We start from the raw sequence: 20,526 nt of genomic DNA on the forward strand, positions 1-20,526 counted from the left end.
ACATAAAAACATCATTGAGATCAAGGATTGCCGCTTCAATCTATTGACTTTTTTCATTCCAGTGGCGCATGTTGATATTCATCGCTGCTGAATGATGCGATTTTTCTCACGAATGTTTCACTTTGTAATGAATGAGACGCCGCCTTTAATCCGCGTTTAAGCTTCCAGGAAGAAACTGATCTTCCTTGGGAGACTGCCAGGCCGTATCCTGTAGAATAATATGCAGACCAGTCGTGTATCCCCTTACTGTCTTGCTGGCTGGCGCATGCATCTCTGCGCCGCCTGGAATTGATTTAACTAAATTTTCGGAGAAGCCGATGAAGAAGCAAATGATGCTGGTCACCCTGGTGCTCGCCCTGTCAGCCCACGCTGGCGCAGCCCAGACGGACAAGAGCGCCGCTCCTCCGCTCACCATGAAGCCGCTGGCCCAGCAAACGCAGGCCGCCTTGTGGGCATCGCGCGTATTGACGCGCGTCCATTACAAGGCCATGCCGCTCGACGACGCCATGTCGGAGAAAATCTTCGACCGCTATTTCAAATCCCTGGACGCAGAGAAACTGTTCTTCGTGCAGGCCGACATCGACCGCTTCGCTCCCTTGCGCACCAAGCTCGACGACGCCATCATCAATGAAGACCTGACGGCGCCGTTTGCCATCTACAACCTGTACCAGCAGCGTTTCGACGAGCGCATGGCGTATGCGCGTGAATTGCTCAAAACCAAGTTCGACTTTACCGCCGACGAGAGCTACCAGCTCGACCGCGAAAAGGCCGCCTGGCCGAAGAACGATGAGGAAGTGCGCGACCTGTGGCGCAAGCGCGTCAAGAACGACTGGCTGCGCCTGAAACTGGCGGGCAAGGAAGACAAGGCCATCCGCGAGACGCTGGACAAGCGCTATGAAAGCTACACGACCCGTTCGCGCAAGCTCAACAGCGAAGACGTGTTCCAGATCTTCATGAACTCGTACGCCATGTCGATTGAGCCGCACACCAATTACCTGGGCCCGCGCGCCTCGGACAACTTCGACATCGCCATGCGCCTGTCGCTCGAAGGCATCGGCGCCGTGCTGCAGACGCGCGACGAATACACAGTGGTGCGCGAAGTGGTGCCGGGCAGCCCGGCCGGCCTGTCGGGCAAGCTGAAAGTGGGCGACCGCATCGTCGGCGTGGGGCAGGGCGAAAGCGGCCCCATCACCGAAGTGCTGGGCATGCGCATAGACGATGTGGTGCAGCTGATCCGCGGCGCCAAGGATTCCGTCGTGCGCCTCGACATCCTGCCGGCCGACGCCGGCCCCGATGCCAAGCACGTCGTCTTGCCGCTGGTGCGCAAGAAAATCAGCATGGAAGAGCAGGCGGCGAAGAAATCGATCATCGAAGTGCGGGACAACGGCGTCAAGCGCCGCATCGGCGTCATCGCCCTGCCGACGTTCTACCAGGACTTCGAAGCGCGCCGCCGTGGCGACAAAGACTTTAAAAGCGCCACGCGCGACGTCAGCCGTTTGCTGGCCGAGTTGAAGAAGGACAAGGTCGACAACGTCCTGATCGACTTGCGCAACAACGGCGGCGGTTCGCTGAACGAAGCCGTCGAACTGACGGGCCTGTTCATCGACAAGGGCCCTGTCGTGATGCAGCGCAATGCCGAAGGCAAGGTCGACGTGGAAAGCGACACCAATTCCGGCCTGGCATGGGATGGCCCGATGGGCGTGCTGATCAACCGCGGCTCCGCTTCCGCTTCCGAAATTTTCGCCGCCGCCGTGCAGGATTACGGCCGAGGCGTCATCATCGGCGAAGGCAGCTTCGGCAAGGGCACCGTACAAACCCTGTTCAACCTCGACCGTTTCGGCGGCAGCGAGAAAGCCCGCTTCGGCGAGCTGAAGATGACCATCGCCCAGTTCTTCCGCATCAACGGCGGCACCACGCAGTTGCGCGGAGTCACGCCCGACATCAAGCTGCCGGCCATGTCGGACACGGAAAATTTCGGCGAATCGAGTTATGACAATGCCCTGCCATGGGTGGCCATCAAGCCGGCGCCGTACATGCCGACGGGCGACCTGAAGGATATCGTGCCGCTGCTGGACAAGAAGCATGAAGCGCGCGTGGCCAAGGACAAGGATTTCCAGTACTTGCTCGATGACATAGCCCTCGTCGTCAAGCAGCGCAAGGAAAACCAGATTTCGCTCAATGAAACCGTGCGCCGCAAGGAGCGCGATGCCCAGGAAGCGCGCGCCAAGGCCCGTGAAAAACGCCTGATCGCGCAGATTTCGAATCCGGCCGACGACCTGGTGGTGATTCCCGATCCGAAAGACGTGCTGAAGGGCGCGAAAGCGGCCAGCAAGACGGCCAAGCAGATCGCCGCCGTGAAGGGCGCCTTGCGCACCGACGACGGCTTGCAGGGCGACGAGCGCGCGCTGAGCGCCGAACTCGATGCCGAAACGGCCGCCAAGAGCGCCAAGGACGTGCTGCTGAACGAAGCGGCGCGCATCCTGGCCGACGAAGTGGCGCTGATCAAGGCCGATACCCGTCTGGCATCGAAGGTCTTGCCATATGCCGCCGATGTGAAGGCGACGCCGGTGGCGGCAGCGAAGTAAAAAACTTTGGGGTGAGGGAGAGTTATCCGTATGGCGTATTTCTATCATTCCAACAATCAATTGGATTGATATGCCGCGATGCAGCATAATGCACTTGTCTCCTCTATTCTCCTCCAAGAAAATAGATTCAGCTCGCTCTCGCAGCGGGCTTTTTTTTGTTCTTTTGCTATCCGGCAGAGGACGCTACTGAACAGCATAGGTTCATGATCGAGTCGCTAGATCCAGATCAAAACTGCCTGCATTAACCTTTCAGATTGCAGTCATTCGATTACAGTCAAGTGATCAGGTGATCCGGTGATCAGCGGCCACCCATTGACGGAGAGGGGCAAGGTTGCCCAGGAACCAGCACATATCCGACCGACGGTAGCTATTCGGTAGGGAGGGGCAATGGCCGAAGAGAGCGCGGAAAAGAAGGTTGATGACGCAGTGCGCGAGTGGCTGTCGCGGTGGACTGAGCGTGTTGGTTTCTTGCTTCCCATGCTGACGGCCTGGTTCGGAACCTTCCTTTCTGAGCGCCAGGCCAAGTTCTTCGCCTATCTCGGGGCGGCCACTCTTGCTGTTGCCTATGTTATCTTTCTTTATTGGCGAAGTCGTCATCGGCCGCCACTACTCCCGCCAGCGCCTCCGCAAACGCTGGATACTTCAATCTTGCGCTCCTTCCTGCCATTCGAACAAGGCGACACGCTGATCGGTCGTCGCAGCGACTGCACGGATGCAGTGGCAATTTTGCAAGGCGCCGACTTTCGCTTTGGCGTGATATGGGGCGAATCGGGCTGTGGCAAGACCTCATTCTTGCGCGCTGGCCTGGTCGCGGAGTTGCACCGGCGTGGTCATGTTCCCATTTATCTGGGAAGGCCGACTGACGATCCCTGCACGGCGATCGAACGCGCGTTCAGCCAGTACGGCGGCACTGCGCGCTTGTTCGTCATCATTGACCAGTTTGAAGAATACTTTCTCACGCACCCCAGTCATAGTGCGAGCGGCGCGTTGGGAAACTGTATGCGGAAACTGCTCGACGAGCACCCGCACTGCTCACTGGTGATTGCCATCCGGCGCGATTTCTTTGCGCGATTGCAGAACTTCGCTCCCGACATTCCCGATCCAACGTCGCCGCGCACGACGTTCGAGTTGGCCAATTTGAGAACGCATTCTGCACGTCAAGTTCTGGCGCAAGCAGCTGCCGACGAGGCGGTCCAGTTCGAGGCTGCGCTTGTCGACGCCATTATCGAAGATCTGGAGAACAACGGCGAGGTTTGGCCCGTTGAGCTTCAACTGATCGGCACGCGTCTCAAGCGTGCGCACGTTCGGGAGAAGGCCGTGTATGTCGCGCTTGGACGCAAGGCTGGCGTGATTGGCACCTTTATCCGTGATGAGCTTGCGCGTCTTCCCAAGCCTGTTTTAGGCGAGATCGTATTGCGCAAACTCTGTGCTCCTGGCGGTATCGCAAAATCGCCTGTCGATATTACTTTAGATGCAATCGTCGAGGATGTCCGCGCGCGCGATGCTGCTTTTCTGGCTGGAACCGAACTCGCAACGTGCCTGAAGAAGTTACTGGAAGCGCGGCTCGTCATCCAGACCGGGCCCGATACGTTCAACTTGACCCATGATGCGTTGGCGCCCCTGATTCAGCGAGGAACCTCAGGCCTGCAAGGGGCGACCGAGGCGGCAGAGCGTTCCATGTCCTTCTATCTTGGCGCATTTCGCAACGATAATATGGTACGGATTCCGATCCGGACGCTTCTGCAAATCCGCCGCCACGCCACGCGCCAGACCCTCTCGGATAACTTTGTGAGGGAACTGATGGCCCGAAGCTGGCTCAGCGGGGCTTTTGCACTGAGCTGGCCAGCCGCCATGGCAGTCCTGATATTGGTGGCGGGCGGCTATGTCTTCGCTTTCAGTAGCTGGTCGATAGGTACTGTACCCGTGGCCTTTGCGTCGGCTCCGCCGGCGGTGGCCATACGCTTCAGCAATCCTTTCACGCGATTTCTGTCTGGAACGGATAAGGTTGCGGTGGAAACGTCGTTTGGTATAGATCAGATTGACCCAGCGAACACGATTGCCGTCACTCATGTTATGCGCGGGGAAATTTGGGGTTTAGGCGGCACGCAGGAAGCAGTAAAACACCTCGCCGACGTCTTGGATCCAATCGAGAAAATCCGTTTTCTGCGTCTTGCTGGAAAACCGAAAGAGGCAGCGGCGGCGTTCGCCACCTTCAGCCGCAGGAAACAAAGCGCCCTTCGTTTGAAAGCGGCCTCCGATGCGATCGGATTAGCTGGCAGGACTAATGATGAAATGGGCACGGACGAAGTTGTGCAAGTGCTTTCCCGAATTCTGGGCGCCACACCGTCGGCGCCTGACTTGCAAAGCCGGCTGGCTGCAACTGCCGGCTTGTTGCGTATTGCCGAGACCCGGGCTGGTGTTGCTGATCGAATGACGCTGAATTTGCAGCAATCTTTGAGGATTCTCAGACAGCAAAGCATCCGTCAGACTTTGGCTGAGATGCTCAAGCAGCAAAACATTCGTATTAATTGGACTGACTATGATGCGGAAACTTATCTCATTGAAGCGGCGATTAAGCAACTGCTGCTGAACGGCATATCGCAACCCACGGAAGGAGATCTTAAAATACTTGAAATGATCCTCAATGATTCAGAACTCGACCTTTTAGCGCGGAACAGAGCATTCAGTCTTCTGGAAAGTTATGCCGCTCGCAATGAAAATCTTGCCTTGCCAGCATTGAAATACTTGCTAAAGTTATCGATACGGCCGACCCATGGATTGCAATGGTTGAGGGCGGAAGCAGTAGACATCATACAGATCCTTCTTCGTAGCCACCCTCACGCGGCGCAGCACACATCAATAACAGAACTGCTGACGTCTGCGCAGTTAGATTTTTTAGAAATCAATAACCTTGAGTCTAATCCCCTTGGGTACTCCGTGATCGCTCTTAGCTTGTTCGGGGGCGAAGACAGGATCGCCTTCTCCACAAAATTGATGGAAATGCTGGAGGGGCGACTTGATAATCCAGGAGCAAGCATTCATACTCGTGAAATCGCGTTGGTCGCATGGTCCAATTTGGCGGCGGCCAAGCCTGGTCTTCAAGCTTCACCAACGACGCGCCTGGTGGCCGATCTGTTGCATGAGACTGCGGCAACCGGTAGGAATCAGATTCAAGCTGAACCGCAGCCTATTATCTACGCTGCTGCCAAGCTCGCGGCATCGGGGCAACTTGATGCTGAATGCGCACAGCTTGCATTGAACTTATTGGGACGCATCCTGAATGATGATGATGCTTTCTATCTAGCTTTGCCTGACTATCCTCTTGATGTGGAACTGAAGGATCTGCTAGGCGCCGGCGCTCAATTGGCCCCTCAGACTATGGACGCCATTGTCAAAGCAATCGGATCGTCGTCCGACAGATTAAGATTCGGCACCTATAATTTTCCCATTGCCAGATCGATCAGATCGTTGTGGGGGAGCGGAAGGCAATCTGCAGCGGCGCAGATATTGATCGCTATCGCCAGGACGCATCCCCAGGAGGTGCTGAGTCGGCAATCTACAGTTGACAAAGCAGTACTCGAGCAAAAGTTCGACCGTTCGGTTCGTCTTCAGGTTCTTGCTGCCTTCGGCCGGGCAGATGCCGCCACCGGTAGCAATGCAGAGCGCTTGGAGCGATGCAAGGCCCAGCTCGTATCGGGGGATAAGGCGGATGTTTGGCGAAGAGGCGCCTTTTGCGCGTTCTTCATTGCCCTCGATCATCCGACGGTGCGCACACAATTGAATACTTATCTTGTGGGTATGTCCAAAGGCGGTGTCGGCGAACGCATGGCGGCGCGGATGGCGCTGGAGATGCTGGCCACTGCGCAGCGCGTCACAGAGGCAAAGAACAATCCAGCCCTTTTGCCTATGACGCGGGCAAGGCTACGATACGACCTGGACGATCAGGAGGCGCATGTGGCAATCGCGGCGCGGTCAGGCTTGATTGCGCTCGATGGCACTCTTTAGGTACCTGTTCATCATTGGTGATCATTTTGAGATCAGCACACAGGCGAAATGCCGTCGTTTTGCCCTCGATTCGGCTGGCATGTATCGAGCAGGCTTTTATACCCGGCCTGCCGCTTGCACATCCGTATTTTCCGCCAGCAGGGCCGTGATCCAGCCAGCAAATGCCTGCAGCTTGGGCGTGGCCAGGCGGCCTTGCGGCGTCAGCAGCGACATCGGCATGGGCGTGGGCGGATGATCGGCCAGCACGGCCACCAGGGCGCCGCTGTCGAGATGCTGGCGTACCTGGTACACGGCCGCCTGCGCCAGTCCCAGGCCTTGCAGCGCGCAATCGACGCTGGCGTCCGCATCGTTGACGGCGATGGGGCCGGCCATCTGTACGCGCAGCACTTCCTTGCCTTGCTGGAAATCCCAGTCGAAGGCGCGGCCCGTGCGGCCTGAGTAATGCATGATGCCCTGGTGCGTGGCCAGGTCGGCCAGGGTCTGCGGCGTGCCGTGCCGCGCCAGGTAGCCGGGCGCGGCGCACGTGACGAAGCGCATCAGGCCGACCTGCTTGCCGATGAAGGCGGAATCCTGCAAGGTGCCCACGCGCAAGGCGCAATCGATGCCTTCCTGCGTCAGGTCGACCAGGCGATCCGTCAGGCTCAGCTGCAATTGCACATCCGGCCAGGCGGCGTGGAAGTGCGCGATATGCGGCACGACCAACCTGCGGCCCACCGTATTGGGCAGGTTGATGCGCAGCAAGCCGCGCGGTTTTTTCGCGTCGGGACCGCGAAATGCCAGTTCCGCCGTGTCGACGGCTTTCAAAATATCAATGCAATGGCGAAAGTACTCAGCCCCTTCCGGCGTCAGCGACAAGCGGCGCGTGGTTCGCTGCAGCAATTGCGTGCCCAGGTAGGCTTCCAGCTTTTGCAGGGTGGCCGTCAGCGCGGCACGGGGCAAATTCAGGGTTTCGGCCGCCTTGGAAAAGCTGTTGGCTTCGACGATGCGCACGAAGGTCTGCATGGCCTTGATTTTGTCCATTGGATAGCTTCCATTCTCATTGTTCATTTTATGTGAAAAGTATAAGTGGATTATGCCCTGATTATCTTTGCCATAGTTTTCCCTAGAATGGCGACATCCCTATCGAACCGAGGAAACAACATGAACAAGGCCTCATCTTCCACTCCCCACGACATTGCACCGGCCATGGTGCTGTTGCTGGCCATCGCTTCCGGCCTCATCGTCGCCAATCTGTATTACGCGCAAACCCTCGTCGGCCCCATCAGCGCCTCGACGGGCCTGTCGGCCAAGGCGGCCGGGCTGATCGTCACGCTGACCCAAGTGGGCTATACCCTGGGCCTGCTGTTTGTCGTGCCCCTGGGCGACTTGCTGGAAAACCGCCGCCTGATCGTCACGGCCTTGCTGGTGACGGCCACGGCCCTCGTGGTGGCGGCCCTCTCCACGGGCGCCATCGTCTTCCTCGCCGCCGCCCTGGCCATCGGCCTCGGTTCCGTGGCGGCGCAAGTGATCGTGCCGTTTGCCGCCCACCTGTCGCAGGAAGCGACGCGGGGGCAAACCGTGGGCAAGGTGGTCAGCGGCTTGTTGCTGGGCATCATGCTGGCCCGCCCCGTGGCGTCATTGGTGGCCGCGCACGCCAGCTGGCACGTGGTGTTCGGCGGCGCCGCCGTGCTGATGGTATTGCTGGCGCTGGTGCTGCGCCGTGCCTTGCCCGTGCGTCAGCCCGTGTCGAGCATGAAATATCCAGCCCTGATGGCCTCGCTGTGGCATTTGCTGCTGGGTACACCCGTGCTGCGCCGCCGCGCCGCCTATCACGCGGGTTTGTTTGGCGCCTTCAGCCTGTTCTGGACCGTCACGCCGCTGGTGCTGGCCAGCCCCGCGTTCGGCCTGTCGCAAACGGGCATCGCCATCTTTGCCCTCGTGGGCATGGCGGGCGCCGTCGCCTCGCCCATCGCCGGCCGCCTGGCCGATGCTGGCCACACTTTGCCGGCCACGGCCGCCGCGCTGGCGCTGGGCATCGCCGCGTTTGCCTTGCCCATGTTCGCCCCGGAATCGACACATGTGGCGCTGGGCTTGCTGGTGGTGGCATCCATCGTGCTCGACATGGGCGTGGCGGCGAACCTGGTATTGGGCCAGCGCGCCATCTTCAGCCTGGGCGCGGAAGTGCGGGGCCGTTTGAACGGCCTGTATTTCGCGCTGTTCTTCGCCGGCGGCGCGGCCGGCTCGGCCGTCGGCGCCTGGGTGTATGCCAGCTACGGCTGGCAGGCAACCTTGCTGACCGGCATGGCGTTTCCGGGCCTGGCCCTGCTGGTGTGGCTGGCAGAATTTTTACCCTTGGGCACGCGTCGCACGGCTTGAAACCCTGATGGCATCTCATTATCACTGATGGATATTTCTATCATCATGAATATAAAGTGGCGTGATATGCCGCGATGCCGCAAGATGCACTTGTCTCCTCTATCTCCTCCAAGGAAATAGATTCAGCCCGCTTCCATAGCGGGCTTTTTTTTTGCCTCTTTATTTGCGCTGTTTGCCATCGGCATCACAATAGCCATAACGTTGGGGACTGCCGCACCAGCCAGCTTCCTTTTGTGCTTCGGCTAGCTGGTTGCAATGCACGGTGCGGAAATGTGTCGGCAGATAGCTTTTTAATGTGGCATCAGAGATATTTCGAGGGGAAATTTTTTCGCCTTGCGGGGGCGGCGGGAAAGTCGCTGCAATCGCGCGATCCGCTACATTGTCAATGAAGAGGACAGTTTCGCCCTCCTGCACCTGGCACATATGATTGGTAGTGAAGTCATACCGTTCAGCGGCCTTGATCATGAACAGTGGCCCCTTGTTTGAGATGCCCTGGATCATGGCCTGGGCCGCCGAATAACTTCCGATAAAGCCAGCAATGGAGATTGCAAAGAGGAAGTAAGTGGTTTTTTTATTGGTCTTGAAATCGAAAATAAACAAGAACAACAGGAAAATGACCTCAAAAATGATTGCCAGCACAGCATAGGCAAAGGCGCTGAACGAGAAGGCAAATATCAGGGTGGCGAGGCCAAACGAAAAGGGCAGGTAGGACGGCGGAAAAGGAAAATTGGCCGCAAAAAAATCGACAGCGCTCAGGCGCGAAAAAATCACGCAGGCAGACACCGCCAGGGAAACCCCCACTTTTGCCAGCAGGCTTGCAAAAACGGAATTCAGCGAAAAGAGTACCCATGCAATGCCTGACACCCCAACGACGAGAATGCCTGTCAGCGCCACCTGTTCGAGGATGTAATTTACATAATCCTCTGTTTCCTGGATATGCAGGTGCGAGATCAGGAGGATCAGGCCGCCTATCGTGGCAATGGAAAAAATAACAAGTGAAAGAATGGTCTTGGGATCGTTATATCTTTCGATCAGCGCAGGGATGATTTTTTCGGTGTCGGGAGATATCTTGACGATGAATCTTCTGATGCTCTCCTTGTTTTCACGCAGCGCCATGAAACTAAAGATTATTCCGGCTGGCGGAATAGTGATGGATGTCAGGATGCACAGCAGTATGAATAAGATTATTTTTATTATCTTCATCATTGTTATTGGGCAGTATCGTCGGCGGATGTTTAAATGGAAACCTGCGTGCGGAATATAGCACGCATTATTTGGCATGGACTGCGGTGAATCGCGTGGCGTGAGAAATTGTGTGGGCCTGAAAAACCACTGGCGAGCGACGCAGCGTGGGCGATGGACATGGAAAATGCCACCAGCCCTGAACCCTTGGTTGCGGCAACCCGCTTTTACCGCAAGCTTGCTGTCAATAACGGCTGTGGGGCAAGGCTTACATCACCACCAGGTCCAGCGCCCGCATGAAGTTGGCCGCCTGCGCATGCGTGATGACAGCGCCTTTCAGCAGCGCAGCTTCGCTCAACTTGAAACCGTCGATATCGGCGCCGCGCAAGTCCGCGCCCTGGAACTTCGCCAGTTTGATGGTGGCGTTGCGCAAGCTGCCCCCTTCGAAAACGGCATCGCGGAAGTCGCAGCCGGCCAGGTAGGCGTCGGAAAAATCGAGCTGTTTGAGTATTGCCTTGCGGAACGAAAAGCCGCGCAGGTCGGCGCCCACCAGCAGGCTGTCTTCGAAGGTCAAGCCCAGGTGGGCCGCTTCCTCGAACGAGGCGCCCGTCAGCTTGCAGCCGCGGTAGGTGACCGAGGCCAGTTTGGCGCGCCGCCATTTCGTGTTGTTCAGGTCGCTGCCTTCGAAATTCGCGTCGACGGCGTCGACGGATTCGAAATCGGCGCTGCCGGCGCGGCAGCGGCGCCAGGTGCTGCGCGCGAGCTTGCTGGCGAACAAGCTGGTGTCGGCAAAGGTGCAGCGTTCAAACGTACAGCCCTGCAAGTCGAGGCGCGACAGGTCTTCGCCATCGAAGGCGCAATCGATGAAGTGGCGCACCGGCAGGGCCAGTTGCTGCTCGATGCCGGCGCGGTCCAGGGTCATGCCAGTTACTGCGGTGTCGTGTGTTGCCATCCGTTTTATATTCCTAATCAAAGCAGGGGAGGGATGGCGCGGCGGGAAAATGCACGAACCAGAACACCTCCCCGGCTGGTGTAACAGCCAAGGGTCAGCGCCGTGGGTCCGCGTGGGCGGGAGCATGCCGGACTGTGCCGGGCACTTACCGGGTTACCAACCGGTGCGCTCATTTTCGATCAGCCTGCATTGTAACGACTCTGCAGCACCCTTGCCAGTGCTGGATAAACCGGGTTAGTATCGTTGCAGGCGCACTCATTGCGCCAACGTCGCTCGGACGGATCCGGGCGCTTACGTATAGAGATACCATGACAGACAGCCAAGCTCCGCGCAGCTTTTCGCGCATCAATCGTCTTCCCCCCTACGTTTTCAACATCACCGCCGAACTCAAGATGGCCGCGCGCCGCCGTGGCGAGGACATCATCGACATGTCGATGGGTAATCCCGATGGCGCCACGCCGGCCCACATCGTGGACAAGCTGGTCGAAACGGTGAAACGCCCCGACACGCATGGCTATTCCGCGTCCAAGGGCATTCCGCGGCTGCGCCGCGCGATTGCACACTGGTACAAGAAGCGCTACGAGGTCGACATCGACCCGGACAGCGAAGCCATCGTCACCATCGGCTCGAAAGAGGGCCTGGCCCATTTGATGCTGGCGACCCTGGACCGGGGCGACACGGTGCTGGTGCCGAACCCCAGCTACCCGATCCACATCTGGGGCGCCGTCATCGCGGGCGCCGATATCCGCTCCGTGCGCATGGGGCCGGGCGTGGATTTCTTTGCCGAACTGGAACGCGCGATCCGCGAAAGCTACCCGAAGCCTAAGATGATGGTGCTGGGTTTCCCGTCCAACCCCACGGCGCAATGCGTGGAACTGGAGTTTTTCGAGCGCGTCGTCGCGCTGGCGAAGCAGCACAATATCCTGGTGGTGCACGACCTGGCGTATGCCGACATCACCTTCGATGGCTGGAAGGCGCCGTCCATCATGCAGGTACCCGGTGCGCGCGACGTGGCCGTCGAGTTCTTCACCATGTCGAAAAGCTACAACATGGCGGGCTGGCGCATCGGCTTCATGGTGGGCAATGCGGAACTGGTGGCGGCCCTGGCGCGCATCAAGAGTTACCACGACTATGGCAGTTTTACGCCCGTGCAAGTGGCGGCCATTGCCGCGCTGGAAGGCGATCAAAGCTGCGTGACGGAAATCTGCGCGCAGTACCAGCGCCGCCGCGACGTGCTGGTGAAAGGTTTGCATGAAGCAGGCTGGATGGTGGAAAAGCCGAAGGCGTCGATGTATATCTGGGCGCATATCCCGGAAGCCTACCGTCACCTGGGCTCGCTGGAATTTGCCAAGCTGCTGTTGCAAAAGGCCAAGGTGAGCGTGTCGCCCGGCATCGGCTTCGGCGAGTACGGCGATGAATACGTGCGCTTTGCCCTGATCGAAAACGAGGCCCGCGTGCGGCAAGCCTTGCGCGGCATCAAGAATATGTTGCGTTCCGGCGACGGAAAGACGGAAGCGGCAGCATAAAAGTTGCCCTGTGGAATTGTCTGTTGCCCCTAATATCACTGCTGCGTATTTCTGACATCACGAATATAAAGTGGTTTTATATGCTGCAACGCGGCATCATTCATCTGTCTCCTCTATCTTCCTCCAAGGAAATAGATTCAGCCCGCTCCCGCAGCGGGCTTTTTTTTTGCCTGTCGTTTTGGTCCTGGGCACAGGCCGGCACGCGCGGCGAACGAGGCGCCCGCCCCCGCGCGGCGCGGTCTCGTGAATACGTTCAGCCTGCTCATACATGAATATTAATAATGGATGTATGAAGTTTTACCATTATTTTTCATGGATGAAAGCCTCTATGATGACCCCACACTTCACTGGGAGGCAACCGCCATGACCGTCACGACACACAATTTGGGCTACCCGCGCATCGGCGCCAAACGCGAACTGAAATTCGCCCTGGAAGACTACTGGAAGGGCCACAGCAGCCTGGACGCGCTGGAAGGTCAGGGCGCCGAGTTGCGCCAGCGTCACTGGCAAGACCAGCGCGCGCTGGACTTCGTGCCCGTGGGCGACTTTTCCTTCTATGACCAGGTGCTGGACCTGAGTTTTACGCTGGGCAACCTGCCGCAGCGCGTGCGCGGCCTGGAAGGCGCCGCGCTCGACAACTATTTCCGCGTGGCCCGAGGCCGCTCGGCCAGCGACAGCGATTGCAGCTGCGTCCACGCTGGTGAAATGACGAAATGGTTCGACACCAACTATCACTACATCGTGCCGGAATTTTCGGCCGAGACGCAATTCAAGCTCGACAGCAGCCGTCTGTTGCGGCAACTGGCGCAAGCGCGCCAGCTCGGCGTGAAAGCCAAGCCCGTGCTGATCGGCCCCGTCACCTATTTGTGGCTGGGCAAGGCCAAGGATGATTCCGACAAGCTGGCGCTGCTGCAAGGCTTGCTGCCCGTCTACGTGCAATTGCTACAGGAACTGGCCGCGCAAGGCGTGGAATGGGTGCAGATCGATGAGCCGATACTCGTCACGGAACTCGACGGCGCGTGGCAGCAGGCCCTCGTGACGGCCTATGATGCCTTGAGCAAGGTCAAGCACGTCAAACTGTTGCTGGCCACGTATTTCGGCAAGCTGCAAGACAATTTGCCGCTGGCGTGCAAGCTGCCCGTGCAAGGCTTGCACCTCGATGCCGTCAACGCCCGCGATGAAGTGGAGCAAGTGATCGCCCAATTGCCCGCCACCAGCGTGCTGTCGCTGGGCGTGGTGAATGGCCGCAATATCTGGAAGACGGATTTGACGCAAGTGCTGGCGTGGCTGGAACCCGTGCACGCCAGCCTGCAATCGCGCCTGTGGATAGCCCCGTCGTGCTCGCTGCTGCACGTGCCTGTCGACCTGGACAGCGAGCAAAAGCTCGATGACGATATCCGGTCCTGGCTGGCCTTTGCCCGCCAGAAGCTCGATGAAGTGCACACCATCGCCGGCGCCCTGAACCAGGGCCGCGCCTCCGTGCAGGCGGCACTCGATGCCAATCTTGCGGCCGTGCAAGCGCGCCGCCAGTCGACCCGCGTGCACAATCCGCACGTGAAAGCGGCCCTGGCGCGCATCGATGCGACGTTGGGCCAGCGACTGAGCGGCTATGCCGAGCGTGCCGTCAAGCAAGCTGCGCTGCTGCAACTGCCGCTGTATCCGACGACGACCATCGGCTCCTTCCCGCAGACGGCGGAAATCCGCCAGGCGCGCAGCCAGTTCCGCAACGGCCAGCTGGACGAAGCCAGCTACAAAAAGCTGATGCAGGGGGAAATCGCCCGTTGCGTCAGGGAACAGGAAACCCTGGGCCTGGACGTGTTCGTGCACGGCGAAGCGGAACGCAATGACATGGTGGAATACTTTGGCGAACAGCTCGACGGCTATGCCTTCAGCCAGTTCGGCTGGGTGCAATCGTATGGTTCGCGCTGCGTCAAACCGCCCATCTTGTTTGGCGACATCAGCCGCCCCCGCGCCATGACGGTCGAGTGGAGCACCTACGCCCAGTCGCTGACGGACAAGCCGATGAAAGGCATGCTGACGGGGCCCGTCACCATCCTGAACTGGTCCTTCGTGCGCGACGACCAGCCCCGTTCCGTCTCGTGCCACCAGCTGGCGCTGGCCATGCGTGCCGAAGTGCAGGACCTGGAGCGGGCCGGCATCCGCGTGATCCAGATCGACGAGGCGGCCTTGCGCGAAGGTTTGCCACTGCGCAAGTCGCACTGGGCCGAGTATCTACGCTGGGCCGTGGAATCGTTCCGCATCACGGCCAATGGCGTGACCGATGAAACGCAGATCCACACGCATATGTGCTATTCGGAATTCAACGACATCATCGCGCAGATCGCCGACATGGATGCAGACGTCATCACGATCGAAACTTCGCGCTCCGACATGGAATTGCTCGACGCCTTCGACGAGTTCAATTATCCGAACGACATCGGCCCCGGCGTCTACGACATCCACTCGCCCAATATTCCGAGTCAGGAACAGATGGTGAATCTGATGCGCAAGGCGGCCGAGCGCATTCCCGCGCAGCGCCTGTGGGTCAACCCCGATTGCGGCCTCAAAACGCGCGGCTGGAAAGAGGTGATTCCCGCGCTGGCCAACATGGTGGCGGCCGCGAAAACCTTGCGTGCCGATAACGTCGCCTGAGGACGGCAGGGGAGAGGGCAGATATAGGGAATAGCTATTTCTGTCATCACAACATGCAATTGGATTTATATGTTGCGACGCGGCATCATGCACCTGTCTCCTCTACTTCCTCACAGGAATTAGATTCAGCCCGCTCCCGCAGCGGGCTTTTTTTTTGCCGTTGCACCTTATCGCGCGGGTCGCCACGGCTGCATCGCTTAAGATACCCTTGCTAAACCATGCACAAGGAGACAAGTTGATGACACCTTTGTTTTACGCAGCCGGCATGCTGGCGCTGATGGCGCTCGGCGCATGCTCGGAGGAGCGGCATCCGCTTGATCGCCACTTGGGCCAGTTGCGTCCGGAGACGGTCGCCGCGCTGCCCGATATGGGGTGGCCGCCCGGCACGCTGCTGTGCCCGCTGACCATGTATCAGAGCGAGCTGCCCGGTTCGGCGCCTCCTGCGGACAGGGTCAACGCCTTCCTGAAACAAAAGCAATTCCTGGGGGATGAAGGCCTTTGGTCGCTCATCGTTGTCAAACCGATGCCCGAAGGGGACGCCGGCATCGAACAGTTGCTTTTCAAGCGCGCGGACTATGACGTGTTCAATGAGCCGGAAATGCTCAAGCGCGATGGAGGGACATTGCCGACGGGGTTTGTGCCGCAGACTTGCGTATCGGTGGAACGCGCCCGCGTGCTGGTCACTCGCCCGCAAAGATCGGATCGAACGCTGATCGTTTTTGGCACGGCCTGAACGAGATATTGATAAAGCATATTTCTATCATCACAACATGCAATTGGATTTATATGTTGCGACGCGGCATCATTGCACCTGTCTCCTCTACTTCCTCACAGGAATTAGATTCAGCCCGCTTCCGCAGCGGGCTTTTTTTTGCCCGTTTTTAAGGCGTAAACCTGCGCACGCTTGCTTGTCATCATCGCCATCGTGTTGCTTTTGTGCATGCTAAACTGGGCCTTCCCCAGACCAAGGTTCCTGATGCTTCAATTATTTCGCCACACGCTGGAGTCCACGCCCATCCTCGCCCTGTTTCTCGTCATCGGCGCCGGTTATGCGCTGGGGCGCATCAGCGTGTTCGGCTTTTCGCTGGGCGTGGGCGGCGTGCTGTTCGCGGGGCTGGCGCTGGGCGCATTTGCTCCCGGTTCCGTGCCGCCGCCCATGGTCGGCTCGATCGGCCTGCTGCTGTTTCTGTATGGCATAGGCGTGCAGTACGGCGTGCAGTTTTTCGCCGGCTTGCGCGGGGCGGGGCAAAAACACAATCTGATCGCTTTTTCCGCCGTCATGGGCGGCCTGGCCGTGTCCGTCTGGGGCGGGCAGTGGATCGATATCTCGCTGCGCATGGCCAGCGGCGTATTTGCCGGCGCCATGACCAGCACGGCCGCCTTGCAGGCGGCGCTCGAAGCGTCGCACGGCAATGGCGACGCGGCCGTCGGCTATGCGGTCGCGTATCCGTTCGGCGTCGTCGGCCCCATGCTGGGCCTGTACCTGGCCGGGCGCATATTAAAACCCGTGCTGACGCCGCCGCCGGCGCCCATCGTCGTGTCCGAAATTACCATCGACGAAGCGAAACTGGCGGGCGCAGCCCTGTCCGAACTGGCCGACGGTCCGCTGGCTGGCGTGCAAGTGATCGGCGTGCGCCAGGGTCACCAGAACCGCTTGCCCGATCCCTCGCTGGTGCTCGGCGTGGGCGACGCGCTGATGGTGTCGGGCACGGTGGCGGGCGTGGAAGCGGCGCGCACGGCGCTGGGCCACCTGGACCCGGGCCGTCTGATGAAGGACCGCAGCGCGTTCGACGGCACGGAAGTGTTCGTGTCGGACGCGGAAATCGTCGGCGTGCCCTTGGGCGAGCTGAACCTGGCAAAAGACTTCCCGCTGCAGATCGCCTTCATCCGGCGTGGCGACGCCATGATTTTGCCCCATCCCTTCCTGACCCTGGAATTTGGCGACAGGGTGATGGCCATTGCGCCGGCCAAACATGCGGCCGACGTGCGCAAGCTGTTCGGCAATTCCATCACGGCCACGGCCGAGTTCAGCTATGTCTCGTTGGGCATGGGCATGGTGCTGGGTGTGCTGCTGGGTCTGGTGCCCATCCCGTTGCCGTGGATAGGCTCGTTCAGCCTGGGCCTGGCGGGCGGTCCGCTGGTGATGGCGCTGATCCTGGGACGTCTGGGCAGGGTGGGCAAGATCAGCTGGCGCTTGCCGCTGTCGGCCAACTTGGTCATGCGCAACTATGGCTTGACGATTTTCCTCGCCTCCGTCGGCATGGCCTCCGGCTTGCCGTTCGTGCAGCAGGTGGGCGCCGACGGCTTGCCCATGCTGGCGCTCGGTGCCGTGACGGTGCTGGTGGTGGTGGCCCTCGTGGTGATTTTGGGCAAGGTCTTCCTGCGCCTGCCGTTTCCCGAGTTGCTCGGTATCGCGGCCGGCGCCACGGGCAACCCGGCCGTGCTGGTGTTCGCCAACCGCCTCGCCAAGTCGGACCGCCCGAACCTCGGCTACGCGATGATTTTCCCCAGCATGACCATCGTCAAGATCGTTGCCGTGCAGGTGCTGCTGCATTTGTACGGCTGATGGCGGCCATCGGTTGACATTTGCGTCAATGTGACAATGTGAGGGTCTTTCTTCCTGGTAATTCGTTAAGCTTTGGGGCCGCATTCTGCGGGAACCGCTCAAGCAGCTGGACGGGCTGCTGGTGTCACTGATAGAGGAAAGAAATTGATGAGGAATAATGTATGCCTGGCAACCGCAGTTTTAGTATCGTTTATTTCAGGCTGCACTGAATCCTCGCCTGGGAAGACCCCGGAAGAAATTGAAAAAATTGCGTTTGATTGCGGCGCGACCAAGGCTCAAACTGAGACATGGTTTGCAACGCATAAAACCGGTTGGGCGGAGCACGTCGCCGAGGGCGTCAAGTGCATTCAGGAGCACCCGTAGGCAGCGCGATCAACTTCCCAGCGCACTCATGCTGGCCATGATTTTTTCGCTCATCGTTGAACAATCAAGCCAGGTAACGGCAAAGAAATACTGAGACAGCAGGAGTTATGTGCCAATCAAGGCGAGTCCCTTTGGCTTCCAGGAGCAATTCGACTGGGGTGCAGACATACATTCCGTAGCCTACGATGGCAGCTTGTTAATACGCGCCCTTCGAAACCGCAACAAAAACAGCGGGATCGAGGTTACATTTTCTCAAGTTGACGGTTTCAGGCTTTCTGGACGAAGTCTTGCTGGCGCACTACTGGGCCGCCGAAGACTTTCCTTCGGGTTATCCGGTCCTTGAGGTCTTCGATGGCGGCTGGGCGAAGGAAGAAGACGAGCGTCTAGGCTATACCCGGCAGCAGCGGGAGTGGATCATTGTGACGGCTGCTACCTGCGTCAGTGTTTTCTCGACGCACGAACCAGAGATTCGTGATGCCGTCTGGCCTGCCAAGGCTTAGCCATTGAGTGAAACTGAACGAATTGAGCCGCCAAGGATTCGGTCATCGCGTCCTACATCCGCTGTGCAGGCGAATCCTGTCTGCGACTATCTTGGGTATTGAGGAAAAATATGCAAGTCAAGCGTATCGTTGCCAATGTCCCCGTGTCGGATCCGGGCCTGGCGCGGAGGTTTTACGAGGAGGTGCTGGGCCTGAGCCTGCTGATGGACCACGGCTGGATCATGACGTATGGTGCGCAAACCGAGATGAGTGTTCAAGTGAGCTTCGCCACGCAAGGCGGCTCGAATACGGCCGTGCCAGACCTGTCGATTGAAGTCGATGACGTCGATACCGCATTTGCACGCATGGTTGCCGCAGGGTTTGCCATCGAGTATGGGCTGAGCGATGAGCCCTGGGGCGTCAGGCGCTTTTTCGTGCGCGACCCTTTTGGCAAGCTCATCAATATTCTGTCGCACACATAGACGCGATGCCAACGGCGGCTGCGGGCCGCCAGCCGGCCAATGCCACCCGGCGCCGGCCTGTGTAAAAGCCCTGGCGCCGCTCCCAATCTGTTGTACAATCCTTGAGAACGGTCGTGCTTTTTTGTGCGCTGAGCTTCCTTGCGTGCAGGCATCACGGCAACTCATAAGAACAAGGAGACAGACATGGACCTGCATTACACGGCCGGGGAGACGGCGTTCCGCGACACGGTGCGCGCCTTCCTCGACACCCATCTGCCGGCGGACTTGCAGCGCAAGGTGCGCCAGCATCTGCGTCTGGCCAAGGACGACTATGTGCGCTGGCACAAGATTGTCGCGCAACAAGGCTGGGCCGCGCCGGCCTGGCCCGTCGAATACGGCGGCACGGGCTGGACGTCCGTGCAGCGCCATATCTGGGAAGACGAGTGCGCGCGCGCCGCCACGCCGCCGATTTTGCCCTTCGGCGTCAATATGGTGGCGCCCGTCATCATGGCCTTCGCCAACGCCGAACAAAAGGCATATTACTTACCGCGTATCCTCAACTGCGACGACTGGTGGTGCCAGGGCTATTCTGAGCCGGGCGCAGGTTCCGACCTGGCCTCGCTGAAAACCACGGCCCAGCGCGACGGTGACCATTACATCGTCAACGGCCAGAAAACCTGGACCACCCTGGGCCAGCACGCGGACATGATCTTTTGCCTGGTGCGCACGGACAGCACGGTGCGCAAGCAGGAAGGCATCAGTTTCTTGCTGATCGACATGAAAACGCCGGGCATCACCGTGCGCCCCATCATCATGCTCGACGAAGAACACGAAGTGAACGAAGTCTTTTTTGACAATGTGCGCGTGCCCGTCAGCAATCTGGTCGGCCAGGAAAACAAGGGCTGGACCTACGCCAAGTACCTGCTGGGCCACGAGCGCACGGGCATCGCCGCCGTGGGCCGCTCGAAGCGCGAATTGACTTTCCTCAAGCAGCTGGCCATGCAGCAGACCAAGCGCGGCGCGCCGCTGCTGCACGACCCCGCGTTTGCCGCCAAGGTGGCCCACCTGGAAATCGAATTGATGGCGCTGGAAATGACGGTCTTGCGCGTCATCAGCGACGAGGGCAAGGGGCCGGGGCCGCAGGCGTCCATGCTGAAGGTGCGCGGCTCGGAACTGCAGCAGCAACTGACGGAACTGATGGTGGAAGCCATCGGCCCGCAAGCCTTGCCATTCGACCCGGCATTTCTTGACGGCAGCGCGCCGCACAGCAGCGCTGGCGACGACCTGGCCGCGCCGCTGGCCGCGTACTACTTCAATTACCGCAAGACATCGATCTATGGCGGCTCGAATGAAATCCAGAAAAACATCATCACGCAGATGATCCTGGGCCTGTAAGCCAG

General features: G+C 59.2%; 13 protein-coding genes. 10 read left to right on the forward strand and 3 right to left on the reverse strand.

Features of this window, described 5'->3' with window-relative positions; all coding sequences use genetic code 11:
* Window positions 1–317: 317 nt before the first annotated feature.
* Entirely contained in the window at window positions 318–2,585 is a 2,268-nt protein-coding gene (locus tag AC1Q6X_RS12180) for a carboxy terminal-processing peptidase (RefSeq protein WP_492497226.1), read from the forward strand.
* 387 nt (window positions 2,586–2,972) lie between these two features.
* Entirely contained in the window at window positions 2,973–6,590 is a 3,618-nt protein-coding gene (locus tag AC1Q6X_RS12185) for an nSTAND1 domain-containing NTPase (protein ID WP_492497228.1), read from the forward strand.
* 96 nt (window positions 6,591–6,686) lie between these two features.
* Here the strand turns inward: AC1Q6X_RS12185 and AC1Q6X_RS12190 are convergent, their stop codons facing one another.
* Window positions 6,687–7,610, reverse strand: a complete 924-nt coding sequence (locus tag AC1Q6X_RS12190; protein ID WP_492497230.1) for a LysR family transcriptional regulator — start codon at window positions 7,608–7,610, stop codon at window positions 6,687–6,689.
* Window positions 7,611–7,730: 120 nt separating this feature from the next.
* Between AC1Q6X_RS12190 and AC1Q6X_RS12195 the strand changes: the two genes are divergently transcribed.
* Window positions 7,731–8,945: an MFS transporter gene (locus tag AC1Q6X_RS12195; RefSeq protein ID WP_492497232.1), complete on the forward strand. Its 1,215-nt coding sequence runs from the start codon at window positions 7,731–7,733 to the stop codon at window positions 8,943–8,945.
* A gap of 159 nt (window positions 8,946–9,104) precedes the next feature.
* Here the strand turns inward: AC1Q6X_RS12195 and AC1Q6X_RS12200 are convergent, their stop codons facing one another.
* Both AC1Q6X_RS12200 and AC1Q6X_RS12205 read right to left on the reverse strand, forming a co-directional pair.
* Entirely contained in the window at window positions 9,105–10,061 is a 957-nt protein-coding gene (locus AC1Q6X_RS12200; protein WP_492497234.1) for a hypothetical protein, read from the reverse strand.
* A gap of 334 nt (window positions 10,062–10,395) precedes the next feature.
* Window positions 10,396–11,079 carry a pentapeptide repeat-containing protein gene (locus AC1Q6X_RS12205; RefSeq protein ID WP_492497236.1) on the reverse strand — a complete coding sequence of 228 codons (684 nt, stop codon included), beginning with the start codon at window positions 11,077–11,079 and terminating at the stop codon, window positions 10,396–10,398.
* A gap of 308 nt (window positions 11,080–11,387) precedes the next feature.
* Between AC1Q6X_RS12205 and alaC the strand changes: the two genes are divergently transcribed.
* The 7 genes from alaC (at window position 11,388) to AC1Q6X_RS12240 (ending at window position 20,521) form a co-directional block, all read left to right on the forward strand.
* Window positions 11,388–12,605, forward strand: coding sequence for an alanine transaminase (alaC, locus tag AC1Q6X_RS12210; protein WP_083287373.1), 1,218 nt, complete (start codon window positions 11,388–11,390; stop codon window positions 12,603–12,605).
* A gap of 363 nt (window positions 12,606–12,968) precedes the next feature.
* Window positions 12,969–15,257 carry a 5-methyltetrahydropteroyltriglutamate--homocysteine S-methyltransferase gene (metE, locus tag AC1Q6X_RS12215; RefSeq protein WP_492497238.1) on the forward strand — a complete coding sequence of 763 codons (2,289 nt, stop codon included), beginning with the start codon at window positions 12,969–12,971 and terminating at the stop codon, window positions 15,255–15,257.
* Between the two features lie 238 nt (window positions 15,258–15,495).
* Window positions 15,496–15,990 (forward strand): hypothetical protein, encoded by a 495-nt coding sequence (locus tag AC1Q6X_RS12220; RefSeq protein ID WP_230504964.1) that lies wholly within the window; start codon window positions 15,496–15,498, stop codon window positions 15,988–15,990.
* A 243-nt stretch (window positions 15,991–16,233) separates the two neighbouring features.
* Window positions 16,234–17,823 (forward strand): aspartate:alanine exchanger family transporter, encoded by a 1,590-nt coding sequence (locus tag AC1Q6X_RS12225; protein ID WP_492497240.1) that lies wholly within the window; start codon window positions 16,234–16,236, stop codon window positions 17,821–17,823.
* Between the two features lie 650 nt (window positions 17,824–18,473).
* Complete coding sequence (locus tag AC1Q6X_RS12230; protein WP_230504833.1) at window positions 18,474–18,686, forward strand: hypothetical protein; 213 nt, start codon at window positions 18,474–18,476, stop codon at window positions 18,684–18,686.
* 110 nt (window positions 18,687–18,796) lie between these two features.
* Window positions 18,797–19,147: a VOC family protein gene (locus tag AC1Q6X_RS12235; protein WP_070222911.1), complete on the forward strand. Its 351-nt coding sequence runs from the start codon at window positions 18,797–18,799 to the stop codon at window positions 19,145–19,147.
* A 183-nt stretch (window positions 19,148–19,330) separates the two neighbouring features.
* Entirely contained in the window at window positions 19,331–20,521 is a 1,191-nt protein-coding gene (locus tag AC1Q6X_RS12240) for an acyl-CoA dehydrogenase family protein (protein WP_492497243.1), read from the forward strand.
* Window positions 20,522–20,526: the final 5 nt, after the last annotated feature.

The organism is Janthinobacterium sp. GW823-FHT06H09, assembly GCF_058794735.1.

Bases quoted from the DNA above. Each gene is read 5' to 3' on its own strand.
- AC1Q6X_RS12185 (WP_492497228.1), top strand. From the start codon at position 2,973: ATGGCCGAAGAGAGCGCGGAAAAGAAGGTTGATGACGCAGTGCGCGAG.
- metE (WP_492497238.1), top strand. From the start codon at position 12,969: ATGACCGTCACGACACACAATTTGGGCTACCCGCGCATCGGCGCCAAA.
- alaC (WP_083287373.1), top strand. From the start codon at position 11,388: ATGACAGACAGCCAAGCTCCGCGCAGCTTTTCGCGCATCAATCGTCTT.
- AC1Q6X_RS12225 (WP_492497240.1), top strand. From the start codon at position 16,234: ATGCTTCAATTATTTCGCCACACGCTGGAGTCCACGCCCATCCTCGCC.
- AC1Q6X_RS12240 (WP_492497243.1), top strand. From the start codon at position 19,331: ATGGACCTGCATTACACGGCCGGGGAGACGGCGTTCCGCGACACGGTG.
- AC1Q6X_RS12205 (WP_492497236.1), bottom strand. From the start codon at position 11,079: ATGGCAACACACGACACCGCAGTAACTGGCATGACCCTGGACCGCGCC.
- AC1Q6X_RS12195 (WP_492497232.1), top strand. From the start codon at position 7,731: ATGAACAAGGCCTCATCTTCCACTCCCCACGACATTGCACCGGCCATG.
- AC1Q6X_RS12200 (WP_492497234.1), bottom strand. From the start codon at position 10,061: ATGGCGCTGCGTGAAAACAAGGAGAGCATCAGAAGATTCATCGTCAAG.
- AC1Q6X_RS12220 (WP_230504964.1), top strand. From the start codon at position 15,496: ATGACACCTTTGTTTTACGCAGCCGGCATGCTGGCGCTGATGGCGCTC.
- AC1Q6X_RS12235 (WP_070222911.1), top strand. From the start codon at position 18,797: ATGCAAGTCAAGCGTATCGTTGCCAATGTCCCCGTGTCGGATCCGGGC.
- AC1Q6X_RS12180 (WP_492497226.1), top strand. From the start codon at position 318: ATGAAGAAGCAAATGATGCTGGTCACCCTGGTGCTCGCCCTGTCAGCC.
- AC1Q6X_RS12190 (WP_492497230.1), bottom strand. From the start codon at position 7,610: ATGGACAAAATCAAGGCCATGCAGACCTTCGTGCGCATCGTCGAAGCC.